Origin of the sequence: Paraburkholderia sp. LEh10, assembly GCF_017814945.1 — a bacterium.
Taxonomy (GTDB): domain Bacteria; phylum Pseudomonadota; class Gammaproteobacteria; order Burkholderiales; family Burkholderiaceae; genus Paraburkholderia.
In genome coordinates this window covers 1-17,767 of sequence record NZ_JAGIPX010000092.1, presented here as the reverse complement: position 1 = coordinate 17,767, position 17,767 = coordinate 1, and the positions used below count along the sequence as shown (strand labels likewise).

16 protein-coding genes and 2 pseudogenes are annotated in these 17,767 nt (G+C 62.1%); 10 read left to right on the top strand and 8 right to left on the bottom strand.

From position 1 onward, the window contains the following. The first annotated feature begins 5 nt into the window (after positions 1–5). From J8I87_RS39430 to J8I87_RS39400, 7 genes are all read left to right on the top strand, one after another. The gene (locus J8I87_RS39430; protein WP_209937836.1) at positions 6–572 is read left to right on the top strand and encodes a MauE/DoxX family redox-associated membrane protein; all 567 of its coding nucleotides are present in this window, start codon (positions 6–8) and stop codon (positions 570–572) included. After that, positions 569–1,204, top strand: a complete 636-nt coding sequence (mauD, locus tag J8I87_RS39425; protein ID WP_209937835.1) for a methylamine dehydrogenase accessory protein MauD — start codon at positions 569–571, stop codon at positions 1,202–1,204. Before J8I87_RS39430 ends, mauD begins: the two co-directional genes overlap by 4 nt. Positions 1,205–1,247: 43 nt before the next feature. Next, positions 1,248–1,793, top strand: coding sequence for a methylamine dehydrogenase light chain (locus J8I87_RS39420; RefSeq protein ID WP_209937834.1), 546 nt, complete (start codon positions 1,248–1,250; stop codon positions 1,791–1,793). Further along, the gene (locus J8I87_RS39415) at positions 1,790–2,287 is read left to right on the top strand and encodes a c-type cytochrome (protein ID WP_209937833.1); all 498 of its coding nucleotides are present in this window, start codon (positions 1,790–1,792) and stop codon (positions 2,285–2,287) included. The genes J8I87_RS39420 and J8I87_RS39415 overlap by 4 nt, the downstream gene beginning before the upstream one ends. Continuing rightward, entirely contained in the window at positions 2,284–2,847 is a 564-nt protein-coding gene (locus J8I87_RS39410) for a cytochrome c (RefSeq protein ID WP_209937832.1), read from the top strand. Before J8I87_RS39415 ends, J8I87_RS39410 begins: the two co-directional genes overlap by 4 nt. A gap of 25 nt (positions 2,848–2,872) precedes the next feature. After that, positions 2,873–4,378 carry an aldehyde dehydrogenase family protein gene (locus tag J8I87_RS39405; RefSeq protein WP_209937831.1) on the top strand — a complete coding sequence of 502 codons (1,506 nt, stop codon included), beginning with the start codon at positions 2,873–2,875 and terminating at the stop codon, positions 4,376–4,378. Positions 4,379–4,457: 79 nt separating this feature from the next. After that, positions 4,458–5,696: a porin gene (locus J8I87_RS39400; RefSeq protein WP_209937830.1), complete on the top strand. Its 1,239-nt coding sequence runs from the start codon at positions 4,458–4,460 to the stop codon at positions 5,694–5,696. 99 nt (positions 5,697–5,795) lie between these two features. Here J8I87_RS39400 and J8I87_RS46130 read toward each other — a convergent pair whose 3' ends face one another. The 4 genes and pseudogenes from J8I87_RS46130 to J8I87_RS39380 all read right to left on the bottom strand — a co-directional run bounded on the left by J8I87_RS46130 (position 5,796) and on the right by J8I87_RS39380 (position 8,931). Further along, positions 5,796–6,395: a hypothetical protein gene (locus J8I87_RS46130; RefSeq protein WP_313068129.1), complete on the bottom strand. Its 600-nt coding sequence runs from the start codon at positions 6,393–6,395 to the stop codon at positions 5,796–5,798. Between the two features lie 32 nt (positions 6,396–6,427). Next, a pseudogene (locus J8I87_RS46125) lies at positions 6,428–6,748 on the bottom strand (glycosyl hydrolase family 28-related protein); the annotation flags it as partial. Positions 6,749–7,271: 523 nt separating this feature from the next. Beyond that, entirely contained in the window at positions 7,272–7,559 is a 288-nt protein-coding gene (locus J8I87_RS39385) for a hypothetical protein (protein WP_209937826.1), read from the bottom strand. 109 nt (positions 7,560–7,668) lie between these two features. After that, a complete protein-coding gene (locus J8I87_RS39380) occupies positions 7,669–8,931 on the bottom strand; it encodes a putative bifunctional diguanylate cyclase/phosphodiesterase (protein ID WP_209937825.1) in 1,263 nt (420 codons plus the stop codon). A 368-nt stretch (positions 8,932–9,299) separates the two neighbouring features. On the opposite strand from J8I87_RS39380, the pseudogene J8I87_RS39375 reads away from it, so the two are divergent. After that, positions 9,300–10,249 (top strand): annotated as a pseudogene (locus J8I87_RS39375) (LysR family transcriptional regulator). A gap of 355 nt (positions 10,250–10,604) precedes the next feature. After that, positions 10,605–12,527 (top strand): acyltransferase family protein, encoded by a 1,923-nt coding sequence (locus J8I87_RS39370; protein ID WP_209937824.1) that lies wholly within the window; start codon positions 10,605–10,607, stop codon positions 12,525–12,527. 106 nt (positions 12,528–12,633) lie between these two features. Here J8I87_RS39370 and J8I87_RS39365 read toward each other — a convergent pair whose 3' ends face one another. The 4 genes from J8I87_RS39365 to J8I87_RS39350 are packed head-to-tail and all read right to left on the bottom strand — an operon-like array spanning position 12,634 to position 17,418. After that, positions 12,634–13,725, bottom strand: coding sequence for a 2-aminoethylphosphonate aminotransferase (locus J8I87_RS39365; RefSeq protein ID WP_209937823.1), 1,092 nt, complete (start codon positions 13,723–13,725; stop codon positions 12,634–12,636). Continuing rightward, on the bottom strand, positions 13,725–14,909 hold the full coding sequence (gene aepY, locus J8I87_RS39360; RefSeq protein ID WP_209937822.1) for a phosphonopyruvate decarboxylase: 1,185 nt from the start codon (positions 14,907–14,909) through the stop codon (positions 13,725–13,727). Before aepY ends, J8I87_RS39365 begins: the two co-directional genes overlap by 1 nt. Next, the gene (aepX, locus tag J8I87_RS39355) at positions 14,906–16,612 is read right to left on the bottom strand and encodes a phosphoenolpyruvate mutase (RefSeq protein WP_209937820.1); all 1,707 of its coding nucleotides are present in this window, start codon (positions 16,610–16,612) and stop codon (positions 14,906–14,908) included. Before aepX ends, aepY begins: the two co-directional genes overlap by 4 nt. Then, complete coding sequence (locus J8I87_RS39350) at positions 16,609–17,418, bottom strand: NTP transferase domain-containing protein (protein ID WP_209937819.1); 810 nt, start codon at positions 17,416–17,418, stop codon at positions 16,609–16,611. Before J8I87_RS39350 ends, aepX begins: the two co-directional genes overlap by 4 nt. 108 nt (positions 17,419–17,526) lie before the next feature. Here J8I87_RS39350 and J8I87_RS39345 point away from each other — a divergent pair. Next, on the top strand, positions 17,527–17,767 hold a 241-nt coding region (locus J8I87_RS39345; protein ID WP_209937818.1), incomplete at its 3' end, for a hypothetical protein.

The following is a 17,767-nucleotide window of genomic DNA, read 5'->3' as shown; positions in this document are numbered from 1 at the left end:
CCGACATGATGCTCGATCCTGTACTCGCGACGCTCGCGCAAGCCAGCACGGCGATTGTCGTGCTGCTCGGCGCCGTCGCCAAATGGCGGCGCCCGGCTGCGTTCCGCCAGGCGCTCGGCGATTACCGCCTGCTGCCCGACGCGTTGACGGCGCCCGCCGCGTTCGCGATCGCGGCTGCGGAAACGGTCGGCGCAGCGGCGCTGCTGTTCCCCGATACGCGCGTGATCGGCGCGATCGTGCTGGTCGCGCTGCTGCTCGTGTTTGCGGCGGGGCTCGCGTTCAACATCCTGCGCGGCCACACCGATATCGACTGCGGCTGCTCGGGCTTTGCCGCGACGCAAGCGGCAACGCAAGCCAACGCGCCGCGCGGCATCGGCTGGTTCCATGTCGCGCGCGCATTGCTGCTCGCCGCGCTCGCCGCCACCGCGTTCATCGAGCCCGCGACGCGTTCGATCGTGTGGTTCGACTACCTGACGCTCTTCTTCGCCGTGCTGCTGATCGTCTGCGCACTGCTCATTTTCGACGTGCTGCTCGCCAACGTGCCGCGCCTCACCCACCTGAGGAATTCATGATGCAAACCGCTCTCACCGTTTCCACCGCGCTCCTTTGGATCGCCGTTCTCGCGCTCGGCGCGATCTGTCTCGCGCTCGTTCGCCAGGTCGGCATTCTTTATGAACGCATCATGCCCGCCGGCGCGTTGATGATCGACAAAGGCCCCGCTGTCGGCGCAATCGCACCGACCTTCGAGCTGTCCGACATTCGCGGCCAGCAAGTCAAAGTGGGCGGCATCGACGCGCAAGGCAAGGCCACGCTGTTGTTCTTCCTGTCGCCGACCTGCCCCGTCTGCAAGAAGCTGCTGCCGCTGCTGCCGTCGCTGCAGGCAAGCGAGTCGACGCCCGTCAACATCGTGCTCGCGAGCGACGGCGATCTCGCCGAACACCAGCGCTTCGCGCAGAAGCAGAACCTCGATCGCTTCCCGTACGTGCTGTCGCAGGAACTGGGCATGGCTTATCAGATCGGCAAGCTGCCGTATGCCGTGCTGCTCGACGACAGCGGCAAGGTCCGCGCAAAGGGCCTCGTCAATACGCGCGAGCATCTGGAAAGCCTGTTCGAAGCGAAGGAGCGCGGCGTCGCATCGCTGCAGGAGTTCGTGCATGGCGATCATCGCCACGAGCAGCACGAGCAACACGCACAACACGTTTGATACGGCGCCGAACCCGAATACAACCTGAGCGGAGAACAATCACATGGGCGTTTTTGATTCATGGTTCGAGAAGTCGGCGCGCGGCGTCGCGCAGCGCAGTTCGCGGCGCAGCGCGATGGCGAAGCTCGGCAAGGTGCTGGTCGGCTCGGCGATGCTGCCGCTGCTGCCCGTCGATCGCACGGCTTATGCAGCCGATGCGGCGTCGGCGGCATCGGCTGCATCCGGCGCGGCTGCATCGGGCGCAAGCGACGATCCGATGAGCTGCGACTACTGGAAGTACTGCGCGATCGACGGCTGGCTTTGCAGCTGCTGCGGCGGCACGTCGAGCAGCTGCCCGCCGGGCACGACGCCTTCGCCGATCACGTGGATCGGCACCTGCCGCAATCCTCATGACGGCTCCGACTACATCGTTTCGTACAACGACTGCTGCGGCAAGACTTCGTGCGGCAAGTGCTTCTGCAATCGCAACGAACGCGAGAAGCCGCTCTACAAGCTGTCGCTCGACAACGACATCAACTGGTGCATGGCGAACGGCAATTCGAACTATCACTGTTCGGTTTCGGTCCTGCTTGGAGCAGCAAAGCAATGAAAGTGAATCACGCTGGAAAAATCGCGACCGCGTGCATCGCGGCGGCGGCATCGTTTGCAATAGCGGGCAGCGCGCACGCGCAGACGGTCCACTACCCCGCCGGCAAGAGCATGTTCGACGCGCAATGCGCTGTCTGCCATCAGGCGGGCGGCAAGGGTCAGGATGGTCTCGCGCCGCCGCTTACCGAGTATCCCGGCAAATATTCGACGACGGCGCAAGGCCGCGCGCAGCTCACGTCGACGGTGGTGCACGGCATGTTCGGCGAGATCAAGGTCCACGACAAGAGCTACAACTTCAAGATGCCGAGCTTCGCAAGCGCAAGCGATGAAGACCTGGCTCAGGTGCTGAACTACGTCGTGTTCGACCTGAACGCGCAGCATGGCGACACGAAGCCGTTCACGGCTGCCGACATCAAGGCCGCGCGCGCGCAAGCGATGGATAGCGCCGCCGTCCACGCGCAACGCGCGCTCGTCACGAAGGGACTCGGCTTATGATCGCCGCCCGTGTGCCTCGTGCCGGCGACCGCGTTCAGACGCAGCAGCCCGCGCGCGGCGCGCGGGCTGCCCGCACGGCGGCGCTGTGGATCGGCGCGGCGCGCCGCATATCGATGCTGCTCGTCGCGTGCGCCGCGACCTTCGCGCCGCCCTCGCCCGCGAACGCGCAAAGCCATGCCGATGCGTCGCTCGCGCAACAGCATTGGGTGCTCAACTGCATGGGCTGCCACACGGCGACGGGTGGCGGCATTGCAGGCAAGGTGCCGCCGCTCGCGAACTCGCTCGGCTACTTCGAGCATCTGCCCGCCGGGCGCGAATACGTGATGCGCGTGCCGGGCGCGTCGAACTCCGCGCTCTCCGATCAGGAGCTCGCCGACGTGCTGAACTGGCTGCTCACGACGATGAACCGCGACGCGTTGCCGAAGGACTTCAAGCCCTATACGGCCGCTGAAGTCACCGAGCACCGCCGCCCCGCCTTCTCCGATGTCGCGACCGTGCGCGCCGGACTGATCCGCGATCTGCACGCGCGCGGCATCAAGGGCGTCGCGGACCGCTACTGAACATCCCAAGCAAAGGAAACGAAAGATGGAGACGAATAACACCTTCCCGCTGCTCGCCGCGACGCAAGCGTTCCTCGCGAAGCCGAAGAAAATGCTGATCGGCGCGGAGTGGACGGATGCGTCGTCGGGCCGCACGATCGACGTGGTCAATCCCGCCGATGGCAGCGTGCTCACGCGCGTGCCCGAAGCCAACGAACATGACGTGCAGCAGGCCGTCGCCGCGGCGCGCCGCGCATTCGATGCAGGCCCGTGGCGCACGATGAAAACCACCGACCGCGAGCGTCTGCTGCTGAAGCTCGCCGATCTCGTCGACGCGAACGCGCGCGAGCTCGCCGAAATCGAATCGCTCGACAACGGCAAATCGGTGATGGTCGCTCTTGGGCTCGACGTGTCGATGGCCGCGCAGTGCTTCCGCTATATGGCGGGCTGGGCGACCAAGATCGAAGGCAGCGTGATCGATGCGGGCATGCCGTACATGCCGGGCAGCGAAGTGTTCGCGTACACGCGCAAGGAGCCCGTCGGCGTGGTCGGCGCGATCATTCCGTGGAATTTCCCGCTGCTGATGGCCGCGTGGAAGCTCGCCCCTGCCCTCGCGACGGGCTGCACCGTCGTGCTGAAACCCGCTGAGGACACGCCGCTCACCGCACTGCGTCTGGGCGAACTGATCCGCGAAGCGGGCTACCCGGAAGGTGTCGTCAATATCGTCACGGGTTACGGCCATACGGCGGGCGCTGCGCTGTCGCGCGATCCGCGCATCGACAAAATCGCGTTCACGGGCTCGACGCAAACGGGCAAGCTGATCGGCCACGCGGCGCTCGACAACATGACGCGCATGTCGCTGGAGCTCGGCGGCAAGTCGCCCGTGATCGTGCTGCCCGACGTCGATATCGACAAGGCCGCGCAAGGCGTCGCGAACGCGATCTTCTTCAACCAGGGCCAGGTGTGCACGGCGGGCTCGCGCGTCTATATCCACAACAAGGTGTTCGACAAGGTGATCGACGGCGTCGCGCAGATCGCGAAAAGCATGAAGATCGGCGCGGGCATGGACCCGTCGACGCAGATCGGTCCGCTCGTGTCCGCGAAACAGCGCGACCGCGTGTGCGGTTATATCGATTCGGGCTTCGCGGAAGGCGCGCGCGCAGCGGCAGGCGGCAAGCCCGTCGACAAGCCGGGCTTTTTCGTCGAGCCGACCGTGATGGTGGATACGAACCACACGATGCGCATCGTGCGCGAAGAGATCTTCGGGCCGGTTCTGGTCGCGATGCCCTTCGAGGATATCGACACGGCCGTTCAGCTCGCGAACGACACGCCGTATGGCCTCGGCGCGAGCATCTGGTCGAACGACATGTCGGCGATTCACAAGCTGATTCCGCGCATCGCGGCAGGGACCGTGTGGGTCAACTGCCATTCGCTGCTCGACAACGCGCTGCCGTTCGGCGGCATGAAGCAGTCGGGCTTCGGCCGCGAGCTGGGCCGCGCGGTCATCGACCAGTACACGGAAAGCAAGTCCGTGATGATGAACTACGCGTAAGCACTCCTCGTGCATCGCCGCTCTATCGGCGATGCACGTCGAACGCACGATCACAAGGCACAAACATAGGGGAACAGACATGAAGCATCGGACGACGCCGCGCAAAATCGCGGCGGCGGCGGCAACGCTCGCAGCCGCGGCGGCCGCACTCGGCGTGGCGCAGGGCGCACGCGCGGAGAACAGCATCACGTTGTACGGCGATGTGGACGCCGGCATCACGTACACGAACAACCAGCAGGTCACACATGCGGACGGCAGCGTCGGCGGCGGCCACAACTTTCAGTTCACGGGCGGCAACCTCGCGCCGTCGCGTTTCGGATTGACGGGCAGCGAAGACATCGGCGGCGGCACGGCCGTCACGTTCAAGCTGGAAAACAGCTTCTTCACGGGCAGCGGCAACTTCGTGCAAGCGGGCGCGCTCTTCAACCAGAATGCGTGGGTCGGGTTGACGAACGAAACCTACGGCACGCTGACCTTCGGCCGCCAGTTCGACTCGTACACCAACGCGCTCGCGCCGTACGCGTCGAGCATCACGTGGGCCACGCTGTACGGCTCGCACATCGGCGACGTCGACAACCTGAATGCCGCGCTCAATCTCAACAACGCGGTGCAGTACGTTAGCCCGACCATCGCGGGCTTCTCCGTGAGCGGCACGTATTCGCTGGGCGGGGTCGCGGGCGACTTCTCGCAGAAGCGCGGCTGGGCCGTCGCCGCGAGCTACAACACCGCGCCCTTCTCGTTCGGCATCGGCTATCTCGACCTGAACAATCCGCTCGATGCCGCGCTCGGCGGCGAGCAAGGCTATATCGGCGACTTCGCGTGTTCCAATCCGACCGCGATGTACTGCGAACTGCAAAACGCGCACTCGCTGAAGGCATTCGGCGCGGGCGGCTCATATACGATCGGACCGGCGACGATCGGCCTCGTCTACACGCATACGCGGCTCGACGACAGCCAGTATTTCGCGAGCGCCGCGTTGCCGCAAGGCGCCGATGCGCGTTTCGATATCGTCGAGGTGAATGGCACCTACGCGCTGTCGCCCGCGCTTTCGCTGGGCATCGCGTATATCTACAACTCGATGAAAACCGACGTGAGCGGCTCGCCGAAATTCCATCAGGTCAATCTTGGCGCGACGTATAACCTGTCGAAGCGTACGACGCTGTACGCAGTGGGAATTTTCCAGAAGGCTGCAGGCAGCGGGATCGGCACGGACCCCGTGACGGGACAGGCTGCGAACTACGCGCAGATTCCGAATCTGCCGAATTCGACCACCGACAAGCAGGTGTCGGTGACAGTGGGACTGAAGCACAGCTTCTAAAAGCGTTTGAGCTGCGTGCGATTTGCGCGCCTCGCGTCGTTTGACGTGAGGCGCGCTTTTTTTCACGTGAAGCTGCCCGCTTCACTTATTGATGCATGATTACGGCGTCACCGAGCAACCCGAAGTGCAGGTGTTATTCGAATACTGCGCGGATTTCACGCCCCAGTTCTTGCCGATGATGGTTTTGCTCGGGATATTAGCGCCACGGAAACCCTGTACATTGCTCTTGCCCGACACGGTGTTGTTGCGAACGATGTTAGTGGAGTAGTCGGCGCTCGCCGCGACACCGCCCGTCAGCATCACCGACGACCCCATGTCGGGTGCGCCATAGCCATACACGGCGTTAATCGTGTTGTACTCGATCACGTTGTGGCCCGTCGCCTGCATGGTGTTGTCGTTCTCGATGCCCACAGCGCAGTCGGTCACCGTGTTATGCCCGATGTAGCCGTTCGTATGCGCAACGAACACGGGACCATAGTAGCCGCAGCTTGCAAACGTGTTGTACTCGATGATGTCACCGCTACCGCCATCCGTCGTGCCGTAGGTCTGGAACATCGACTGGCCGAAGAACTGCTTGAAGCTGTTGCCTGCCAGGAAAAACTTGCTGACAGGACCCGCGGTTTCAATCGGAATATCCCAGTGGCGCGCATCATTGTCGTAGTACTGCGGGGCTGCCGTGTTTGCGCCACGAAGTTGCACTCGACAATGCTGTCATCGTGATACGCGTTCTTGTAGTCGCCGATGATGAACATCTGCATGTTGAAGCCCGTGGTGCGCTTGAGGATGGTCCCTTGGCACTGGATATGGCGGTTGCTCAAACGCACGTTGATCGTGCCATTGATGACGCATGTGCCGGCAGGAACCAACACATCGCTCGCATTGATCGCCTTCTGGAACGCGGCCGTGTCATCCGTTGCGCCATCGCACTTCGCGCCATAGGCGACCGGGCTGACGGGGTTGACCAGCGCGGGCGGCGTGTATCTCGCAGGGGTGCTCGTGGTGGCCGATTTGATATAACACGACTTCCGATAACCGTACGCCGAGTCTGCCATCGCGCTATTGTCGCAAGGCACGCTACCTGTATAAGTGCCGTTCACCGCGTACATTGCCGAAGGCGAATTCGGAGGCCATGAACCATAGAGCACGCTTTGCGTGCCGGAGAATTTGCACGTGCCATGCTCGTCGGCACACTTCGTCCATGTGACACCGTTGACGACAACCGTGGCTGGATTGCCGCTGCTCTGCGCGTGCGCCGCTGACGAAAAGACAATCGAAACGACAATTGAAAGGACGACAAATACAAAGCTCTTAAGATGCTTCATTTTCTATACTTCCAAATTTAATCGCGATCGCTGTTTCTATCCATGACGGGCTTGAACAGAATTTTTTGTCTTTTATTATGGAATCCTTATTGTTTTGGCTCGTTCGTTTCCCTAGCCATATCAGTGACTAGAATGCGTTAGATCTGCGGGAGGTTTTGCGGGCCTCGCGTCGGCTGACGCGAGGCGCTTTCTTGCTTAAAGGGAAAAGTCTGGGGCGCTCATCGCCGCGCCGAGCGGGTCTTTCACCCGTGGCTCATTGCAATTGCGTTTGAGGAAGCGGCTGCAATGCAGTCCATTGTGACCAGCCACTTGCGCTGTGCGGGACCGTGATGCGCAACGCTCTTGAGCCGTCGCTGAAATATAGCGATTCCGCGAGGCAAACGGTAATGTCGTCAATACCGGGCGTGCCGACGAAGCCTCGCTCGTGAGTAAACTCGAGATTACCCTCACGTAAAACGTCGAGGTGCCCGTCACCGCGGTCGGCGAACATCGGGTAAGCCGTGTTGTTCAACAGCGTCACGGCGGCTTCCGCATCGAACATCTTTTCTCTCCACATCTTCTCTCTCCTTCTCACTCCACTTCAACGCGCTTCGATGGCGCTCATGTACAGCCCGTTCCGGCTGCAAACTGTGATGTCTCGTTTCTGGTCGCTAGCTTCCGCGCCTTCCATAACCGTTGATGAAGTCGTCGGGCTTTAGCGGGTGGCTGAACAGGAAACCTTGCATGCGGTCGATCCCGCATTCGCGCAGGAACGCTGCCTGTTCATTCGTCTCGATGCCCTCGGCCGTCACGGTCAGGCCCATCGAATGCGCGATTTTCTCGAGCCCTTCCACGATCGCAACCGAACGGCTTTCGTGCGGCAGCCCGGCAACGAATGATCGATCGATCTTCAGCCCGTGCACCTGGAGACGCCTGAGATACGACAGCGACGAATACCCCGTGCCGAAATCGTCGATGACGAACTTCACGCCGAAGCCGGCAATGGCCGCCATCGACGACATGACGGAAGGCGTGTCGAGCACCTGCCTGCCTTCCGTGATCTCCAGTTCGAGCGCCGAAGGGTGAATTCCGCTGAGTTCGAGAACGCGGGAGATCTTCCTCACGAAGCGCTTGTCGAGTTGAAGCGGCGAGATGTTGACCGCGATGCCGAGGTCGGGCGCAACACTGCGGCGCCACTGTTGCGCCTGTGTGCATGCCTGCTCGAGCACCCAATCGCCGATGCTCCCGATCAGACCGTTCCGTTCGGCGATCGGCACGAACTGCATGGGCGACACGGCGCCGAGTTCGTCATGCGTCCAGCGCAGCAACGCTTCCGCGCAAACCGTCTTACCTGACGCGCCATCGACGACGGGTTGCCACGCAAGCGCCAGCTCACCACCCGCCAACGCTCCCGGCAATGCCGATTGGATCTTGGCGCGACGCTCCATTTCGCCGTCGATCGCTTGCGTAAAGAACTGCGTGCAGTTGCGGCCGAGCCTTTTGGCCGCACGCATCGCCATCTCCGCATTGCGCACGAGCGTCGCGGTGTCGGGCTTGCCATCGGATCGACGCGCAATGCCGACCGACGCGCCCACCGTGAGCTCCCGACCATCGATCATGAAGGGCGCGCCGATCAGACCGATGATCCGGGCAGCGCATCTGGCCAACTCACGCTCTTCGTAGCAGTCCATCAGAATGAGAAATTCGTCGCTGCCGGACCTCGCGATCAGATCCCCGGAACGTGCCGCACCCGCAAGCCGATGCGCAACGGCTCGCAACACCCGATCGCCCGACGCGTACCCGGCCGTCTCATTGACTCGCCGGAAATCGTCCAGGTTGATGAACAACACTGACGTGTGCGACGAGTTCAGCAGCAGCGCGGCACGCTCGACAACATAGGCCCGCCTGTACAGACCAGTGAGCGAATCGAACATTGATCGGCGATCGAACTGCGCTGCCCGTCGTGAAGCAGTACTGCATTCATGCAGCGCGCCCTTCCCTTTGCCCCGCGATAAGTCCGCGGCGTTGAGCGGAGTGGACCCCGCGTGCTGCCTGGAACCTTGTTGAATCATCGCGACACTCCTATGCTTAAACATTGGTAGTGGACACAGCACATACAACATGCAGCAATCTGCGCGCAGCGTTTAAAGCATCAACGCCTTTTGGCGGAACACAACGCGGCAAATCGAACACGTGAAGCGAGGATAAGCCGTTGAATTCATGACGGGAATGATCCTTGTCACCGAACGCGTAAAGCGAAACTGAACACCATGCATGACACAGATCAAAATCTGGTGTCCTGATGAAAACCCATCAACTCCGAGTGCTGGTTGCAATCGCCGAGGTCGGCAGCGTTCGCGGCGCAGCGCGACTGCTCAACATGTCGCCCGCCGCAGTCACTCAAAGCCTTCAGTTACTGGAGGACTCACTACAAATGCAGCTCGTATTGCGCACGCCATCCGGCGTCACGCTGACGGCTTCAGGTCAAACGCTGCTCACTCACGGCTGATTGTGTCGCAAATATCGCGCGCGCACGAAGCCATGGACGCGCTGCGCGGCAATGCACGCAAGCGTCTCTCCGTTGCCGTCACTGCATGGGTGGCGCTGACGTTTTTGCCGGAAACGGTTGCCCGTTTCCGCGAGCAGATGCCGCAGATTCAAATCGAACTGTTCGAAGGTTTGCTCGCGATCGCGAATCCGCGGCTGCGCGACGGCAGCCTCGACATCTATATCGGCCGACAGACGCCCGGCGTCAGCACCACGACTGAATTTGCGTATCGGCCGCTGTTCGCGTCGAGCCGCGCAGTGGTCGCGCGACGCAATCATCCGAATGCGGAAAGCCGCTCACTGGCGGACCTGCTCGATCTCGACTGGCTGGTTGCACTCGACCCCGAAACCGAGGGCCAGGCGCCTTATCGGATGTTCGCGCAGTACGGGTTGCCCGTGCCTCGCAGTATTCACTATCTTCACTCACTGGCCGTGGCCGTCGCGCTTCTCAGATACACCGACATGGTCAGCATTTTCCCGTGGCCGTTGATCGAATTGTGCGCTGAGCGCGACGGCCTGTGTGCGCTGCCGTTGCGTGAACAGCTCGCCGATTCGATGGTCGGCATCATCACGCGCAGCGGCGAGCCGCCGGATGCGGCATCCCGCTGCTTCATCGACTGCCTGATCGAAACGGTGCGCGGCGAGAAATGGATGCAATCATCCGAAATCCAACGTGCGATGCACTCCGTCGAGATCTTGATCTAGTGCTCCGCCCCTGAAATAACTTCGCGCCACTGCCGATTCGCTTCGACCATGGAATCGGCGCAGGCCGGTCCACTACGTGGGCTAACCAACAGAGCCAGAATTCGAAACGACAGACACTCCTTTGCGTGGGTGCCGGCTCGCCGCATCTCTTTCGTGATTCTGGAGACGAAAAGATGGACACCGAGAGCAAAGCGTCGCGTCACATGGATGCGAGTTGCCAGACTCCGGGCGACAAGACAACGGAGCTTAAGTGCGTGTTTGCGCCGCCCGCCAGAACTGAGTGGATATCGGGTCTGTCCGAACGTTCGATTGCCGTCTCCCGTACCCGCGTGCATCGAGCGATAGGAGCGCTTCTATGAAATTCAGAAACGATATCAACGGTGTCCGCGCCATCGCCGTATTGATCGTCGTCCTTTACCACTTCTCCGTACCTCATTTCACTGGCGGCTTCGTTGGTGTCGATGTGTTCTTCGTCATCTCCGGCTTCCTGATGACGGACATCATCTTCAGAGGCATCAACAACGGATCCTTTTCGACCCTGACGTTCTACAGGTACCGTGCACGACGGATCATTCCGGCCCTTGCGGTGCTCTGTTTCGCATTGCTGGTCTTTGGATGGATGGTCCTTTTGCCATCGGAGTTTCGCGCACTCGGCAAAGAGGCGGCGGCGAGTCTCGGATTCTTCTCCAATATCTCGTTCTGGCGCGAGGCCGGCTATTTCGATGTTCGCTCCCTCGACAAGTGGTTGCTGCATACGTGGTCATTGTCAGTGGAGTGGCAGTTCTACATGCTCTATCCGCTCGCGCTCGTCCTGTTGACGAGGTGGGCGTCATTCGCGTGGGTACGCAGATGGATCATTGCGACGACGGTCATATCCTTCGCCATCTGCGTATACCTCGCTTCACCAACGAAATGGCCAACCGCGGCGTTTTTCCTGTTGCCAACGCGGGCGTGGGAAATGCTGGCCGGCGCGCTGGTGTATCTGTACCCGCTGCGCGCTTCCGCACGCGCGCGTGTGGCGCTGGAGTGGACGGGTCTTCTGCTCATCGCGCTCGCGGCGGTGAGCTTCAACACGCGTATGGATTGGCCCGGCTGGTTGGCGGCCGTACCCGTTATCGGCACCGCGCTGATCGTCGCGGCCGCACGGAACGATTCCAAAGTGACGGGTTCTGGAGTTGCCCAGTTCGTCGGCAAGATTTCTTATTCGGTGTATCTCTGGCATTGGCCGATCGTTGTCGGGATAAGCTACTACGAACATTTGGGGAATCCGCTATGGATAGCGGGTGGCATCGTCGGATCGATGACGCTCGGCTACCTCTCATGGAAGTTCGTCGAATCGCGCACACATGGAAAGGTGTCCAATACCGGTCGATTGGCGCCCCTTGCCCAGCTTCGCGTGACACTCGCGTTCGCAGCGATCGTCTTTGTCGGCGGCGCGGTGGTCTACTACCAGCAAGGCATACCCAACCGCTTCGATCAGTCGGTCTATGTCGCCGATCGTGAAACCTACGACACGAATCCAGATCGCAGCGTCTGCCATATGCTGCTGGACCCCTGTGACGTGTTCAAGACGCAGGTGAAGAGCCGCGCCGTCGTCCTCGGTGACAGCCATGCGGAAGCACTCGCGGGAGCAATCAGCGCGGCCGTCCCGAACGGCCAGCGTGGCGACGTCATTCTGATTGCGCTCCAAGGGTGCCCTACTGTGGAAGGCGTGCGCCGCGCCGACGGTGCTTGCCTCGACGCCAATCAGAAGTACCTCAATCTGCTCCAGCAGAATACGTCGAAGATGCCGCCCGTCATCATCGTGAATCACTGGTCGCAATATATGTCGGGTGACGCCACTAGCCAGCTATCTTTCGTCGATCCGGGTCATCCGGAGCGCAATGGCATGCCCTTCTCGATGGATCAGTACAGGAAACATTTCCTGACGACGATGTGCAATCTTGCCAAAGCCCGACCCGTCTACGTTGTCGAGCCCGTTCCCGAATTCGACGTGAATTTGCCAGCCACCCTTGCACGGCAAAAGCTCGTGAACCCGGCCGCGCCGGACATGACGCTCGATGTCGCCGACTACTATAAGCGCAACGCGCACGTCCTTGCGCTGATGCGCGAAGCACGCGATCAGTGCGGCGTGAAGTTGCTCGATCCAACGCCCTATCTGTGCCCCAATGGAAAGTGTCGCGGCTCGTACCAGGGGCGGCCGCTCTATTCGGACATGCACCACATGAGCGAATACGGGAATCGCTTCCTTGTCCCGATGTTCGGGACCATGTTCTAGTGTTTTCCCCAAAAGAACCTTTGTGCAACCTTCATAAACGCCCTTTCATGCGGACAGTCGAAGCCGGTTCCGGGCGTTTATGCAAGGTCAGTGCTGGGACAGCGCCTTAACCCGCGTTTTCATCCACGGCGACCCGCATCAGCTCGTCGAAGCTCGCAAGCAATCTGTCGATATCCGGCGCGTGAATCGCGCCCATCGTCGAGATGCGGAACAACTCCTTCGACAAACCGCCCTGCCCCGCGTAGATCACAAAGCCGCGCGCCTTTAGCGCATCGTGCAGCTGCTCGTACGCAATGCCCTTCGGCAGACGATACGCGCGCAATACCACCGACGACTCCTGCGGCGACAGCACGCTATCGATGCCACGCGCCGCCAGCGCCGCGCGCGCCTGCTCGGCGAGCGCCGCATAACGCGCGTGACGCGCATGCCAGCCGCCTTCGTCATCGAGTTCACGCAACGCTTCGACGAGCGCGTAGTACGCGTGCACGGAAGGCGTGAACGGTGTGTTGCGCTGATCCTGCAGACTCGCGAGACGCGCGAGCCCGAGATAGTACGTGCGGCTCGCCGCCTGCGCCAGCGCATCGCGGCGCACGATCACGAATGCCGCGCCAGGCACGCCATGCAGACACTTGTTCGCCGTCGCGGCAACGGCGGCGATCGTGCCTTCTGCAAAATCGATATCTTCCGCGCCGAAGCTGCTCACGCCATCCACGAGCATCTTCACGTTGCGCGCGCGGCATACTTGTGCGAGCGCCTTCAGATCGTTCAGGCGCCCCGTCGTCGTTTCGTGATGAATCACGGCAACATGTGTGATCGACGTGTCGGCATCGAGCGCGGACGCAATGCGCGCGAGGTCGGGCGCCTGCATCCACTCGTGCTTCACGATGCGATGCGCGATGCGGTACTGCGTCGCGATCTGCGTAATGCGCTCGCCGTACACGCCGTTCTCGACGATCAGCAGCTTGCCGCTTTCCGGCACGAGCGCCGCGATCATGCTTTCGACGGCGGCCGTGCCTGAGCCCGTCATCAACACGGCGCTCCATTGCGCGGGGTCGAGGTCGTACAGCTTCAGCAGCCGCGTACGCGCTTCGTCCTGCAGATCGAAGAACTCGCTTTCGCGATGGCACAGGTCCGTTTGCAGCATGCTGTTGCGCACGCGCTCGGTCAGCGTGACGGGGCCAGGGTTCATCAGCAGCATCAGCGTGCTCCTTCGTTCGAGCCGGAAATGGCGATGTGGCGCATCAAACGCGTCTTCACATCGGGTGGAGTGATGGTCGGGCGAGGCAGGCCGTCGGGCGTGCCCCGGCGAATCGCGACGCGCACGAAGCGCGGGCCGTCGAGTTGCGGCGACGCGAATAGTTCGTCGATCAGGCTCACGTCATCGCCTTCGACAGCCGACGCATAGCCACACGCCGCCGCGACGCCCGCGAACGACACCTGCGGCGAGACCGTCGCCTGACCGCCCGTCGAATCGTGCGCGCCGTTGTCCAGCAGAATGTGCGTGAGGTTCGGCGGGCCATAGGCGCCGAGCGTCGCGAACACGCCCATGCGCATCAACGCTGCGCCGTCGCCGTCGAGCGCGACGACATGCAGGTCCGGGCGCGTGAGCGCGAGACCCAGCGCGAACGGCGTCAGACATCCCATCGAGCCGACCATGTACAACTGGTTCGGCCGGTCGTCGATCGCATACAGCTCGCGGCCGCAGAAGCCCGTCGACGCAAGCACGACCGTCGAATTCAAAGGCGTGTGCGCGATCACGCGCTGCAGTGCTTCGTTACGCGTCGGCAGCGCATCGGGCGCAACATCGCGCGAAACATCGCGCGGCGCACGCACTTCGCGTTTCGCGGCGCGGCCCGAGTCCTTCAACTCATACGGCGCGACGCTGCCCTTTTGCATCACGAGCGCGTACGGGCGGCCCGTCGCATCCATATGCGCGACTGCGCGATCCAGCGCGGGACCGATCGCTTCCGCTTGCGTCGGGAACGTCTCCCACGGAATTTCCATCGTGTCGAGCATTGCCGGCGTGATGGGGCCCATCAGCTGATGCTGCGGCTCGTCGGGCACGCCCGGCTGGCCGCGCCACGTGACGATCAAAAGCTGCGGCAAGCGGAACGTCCACGTCAGCGACGTCAACGGACTCACGGCATTGCCGAGCCCCGAGTTCTGCATCATCGTCACTGCACGGCGGCCATTCTGCGCGCCAAGCGTGACGCCCGCGATGAACGCGACAGCATCGCCTTCGTTCGCCGCCGACACGTAATGCAGCTTCGGGTCCTGCAGCACATAGTTGATGAACGGCGTGAGGTACGAGCACGGCACGCCCGCGTACCAGTCAAAGCCGCGCTCGCGCGCCGCCTCGACGAACTGTGCTGCATCGATCATTGCGCGGCGCCTCCCGCTGCGTCGACCTTCGCGAGGGGTGTCTGCTCGTGCGCGAAATCGCCCGCGCGGCGGAAGTCCTCGAGATCGTTCACGCCGCGCCAGTGGCCATGCACGTACTGCACTTCGATTTCCTCACCGGCTTCCATCAGCGCATTCAGCAGCGCGGGCATATCGAGCGAGTCGAAATCGGGGCGCGCGCGCAGCGTCTTCATCACCGCCTGCAGACGCTCGCAGCCTGCGCCGCGCACGTTCAAAAGACCAATCCACCGGCCGTGCGGCGCTTCGCCCTTCACGTCGGCTTCGTTGCTCGACACGCGGCGCAGCAACACCTTGTTGCCGAACAGGCCGCGATCGTCGGCGGACGAGCACCATGCGAAATCGCGCACGCTCTGGTTCGCGCCCGATTCGGCGGCACTCGACGAATCGACGACCACGCTGAACGCCGCTTCGCTATCGACCAGATCGCGCACGATGTAGCTGCGGAACAGCAGGTCGCCATATGAGATCACGGTATCGTTCTGCAAGCCGTCGACGGCACACGCGAGCGACGCCAGTTCGCCCGTTTGCTCATGACGCTCGTTGACGACGAGTTTGATGCCCGCCGTGTCGATCGCATCGGCGCGATAGCCGCCGACCACGGTGATGTCGTTGACACCCTGCTTCTTGAACGCATCCACGAGCCAGCGCAACAGCGGCTTGCCCGCGATCGGCAGCATGACCTTCGGACGATCCGTCGTGACGGCTTCGAGCCCCTTGCCGCGGCTCGCGGCGAGCACGACAGCCGAGCCCGATGCACGCGACGCCGACAGATAGCGCTCTTCGGCTTCGGAGTACTCGTCGGCATCCTGCAGGCGGAAGATTTCGTTGACGGTCGCGATACGGTCTTCGACGTTGACGAGCGTCTGGTTCTCGTAGATTTCCTTGACCACTGCCTGCATCGCCGACGTGGCCGCACGAATCTGATGATTCGCCCAGATCACCGTGCTGATGCCCGCCTTGCGGAACACTTCCGTCGGCGTGCTGTAGTACTTGGTCGGCACGATCACGAGCGGGCCGCGTCCCGCCCATTCGCGAGCGAATTCGAGAATCTCGTCGGGACGCGACAGCTTGCTGTGAATCAGGATCGCGTCGGCGCCCGCCTGGCGATACGCTTCCGCGCGCTTCAGCGCTTCTTCCATCCCCCAGCCCGCGATCAGCGCTTCGACGCGCGCGACGATCGAGAAATGCTCGTCCGTCTGCGAGTCCTTGCCCGCCTTGATCTTGCCGCAGAACTCATCGATATCGGCGAGCGGCTGCGCTTCGCCGTTGATGAAGCTGTTCGTCTTCGGGAATACCTTGTCTTCGATGCAGACGCCCGCGATGCCTCGCTGCTCCAGCTTGCGCACGAGGCGGCGCACGTTGTTGAAGTTGCCGTAGCCGGTGTCGCCGTCGAGCAGGATGGGCAGGTCGCTCGCGTCGGCCATGAATTCGAGCGTATCGACGACCTGCGTCCAGCTTGCTTCGTTGTTGTCGCGCACGCCGTACTGCGCCGAGATCGCGAGGCCCGAGCCCCAGATGCCCTTGAAGCCGGCTTCGCGCGCGATCCGCGCGGAGATGCCGTTGTGGGCTTCCATCAGGAATTCGAGTTCGTTGCTCGTCAGCATCTGGCGCAGGCGTGCGCTACGGGATGCAATGGTGACGAAAGAGGGTTCGCGTGCGTTCATCGTGTTACTCCTGTGTCGGCCTGGGTTAGCGCGTTGGCGCTTACCCGGGTCTCATGCAATGCTGGACGCTGAAGTTGCGGCAGGACGTCCTCGGTTGCCCGCGCAACGTCGTTGGGAAAATCGATTTCTATCCAGGGCAGGCCGGTGACGTCGGCCGTATCGAATGCGTGACTGCGTTCGAGCAGCAGGTCGCGCACGGCTTCTTCGTGCGGCAGGTTCGCGCGGCCGCTATCGATATAGCCCGCTACGATCTGCGCGAAGCGTTGCGCGGCGGCTTGCGTGAAGCGGAAAAAGCCGACGGATTCGCCGATCGTGTCGTAGTCGAGGCCGACGGCCAACTGCTTGCGCAACTCGACGGGCACGCCGTTTTTCAGGCACAGCTTGACGGGCTCGTCCCCCGCTTCGTAGTCGCGGTCGATCAGCAGCCGGTTCGCGTGGTCGCCCGCGACGAGCGCGGCCAGCATGCGTTCGTCGTAGAGCACGTCGGCGTCCATCAGCAGCACGTCGCCGCCGCGCGTGAGCGCATCGGCGACGGTGTGCACCGTCAGCACGCTGCCGAGATCGAAACGCGGATTGAGCTTGATCTCGGGCACCTTGCGGCCCGCGCGATTGAGCTCGCCTTCGACGAGTTCCGGCTGGAAGCCGAGCGCGAGGACGACGTCATCGACGCCAACGGCCTCCAGCATCTGCAGATGACGTTCGAGCAGCGTGACGCCGTCGAAACGCAACAGACATTTTGGAAACTGCTCCCCCGGCGGTTGCTGGAGTCGCAGGCCGAGACCCGCGGCAAGAATGATTGCTCGCATTCGATTTCCAGGGAAAAGAGTTAATGGTCTTTTAGGTTTTTCATTTGGTATTCGAAACGACATTCGTGCATTTTCTTCGCTGCGCGCGGGCTTTTCGAATGGCCAAAAATGGCGACTATATCGGAAATGATTCCTGCTTGCCGCAGGAAGGGCACCGTTTTGGCAATTGATGTAGATAGTTTGAAAAATGTGGCTTTTTTCTGTCTGCGACGCAGTTGGGATGGTTTGCGTTGCCGTGGTTTGGGTTGGGTTGGTTTGCTTTGCCTTTCGCTGGCATCCGCGTTAGCGCCTCGCGGCGCGGGCGTTGCCCCTGTGCGGGGCGGCACTTACTTTCTTTGCCGCCGCAAAG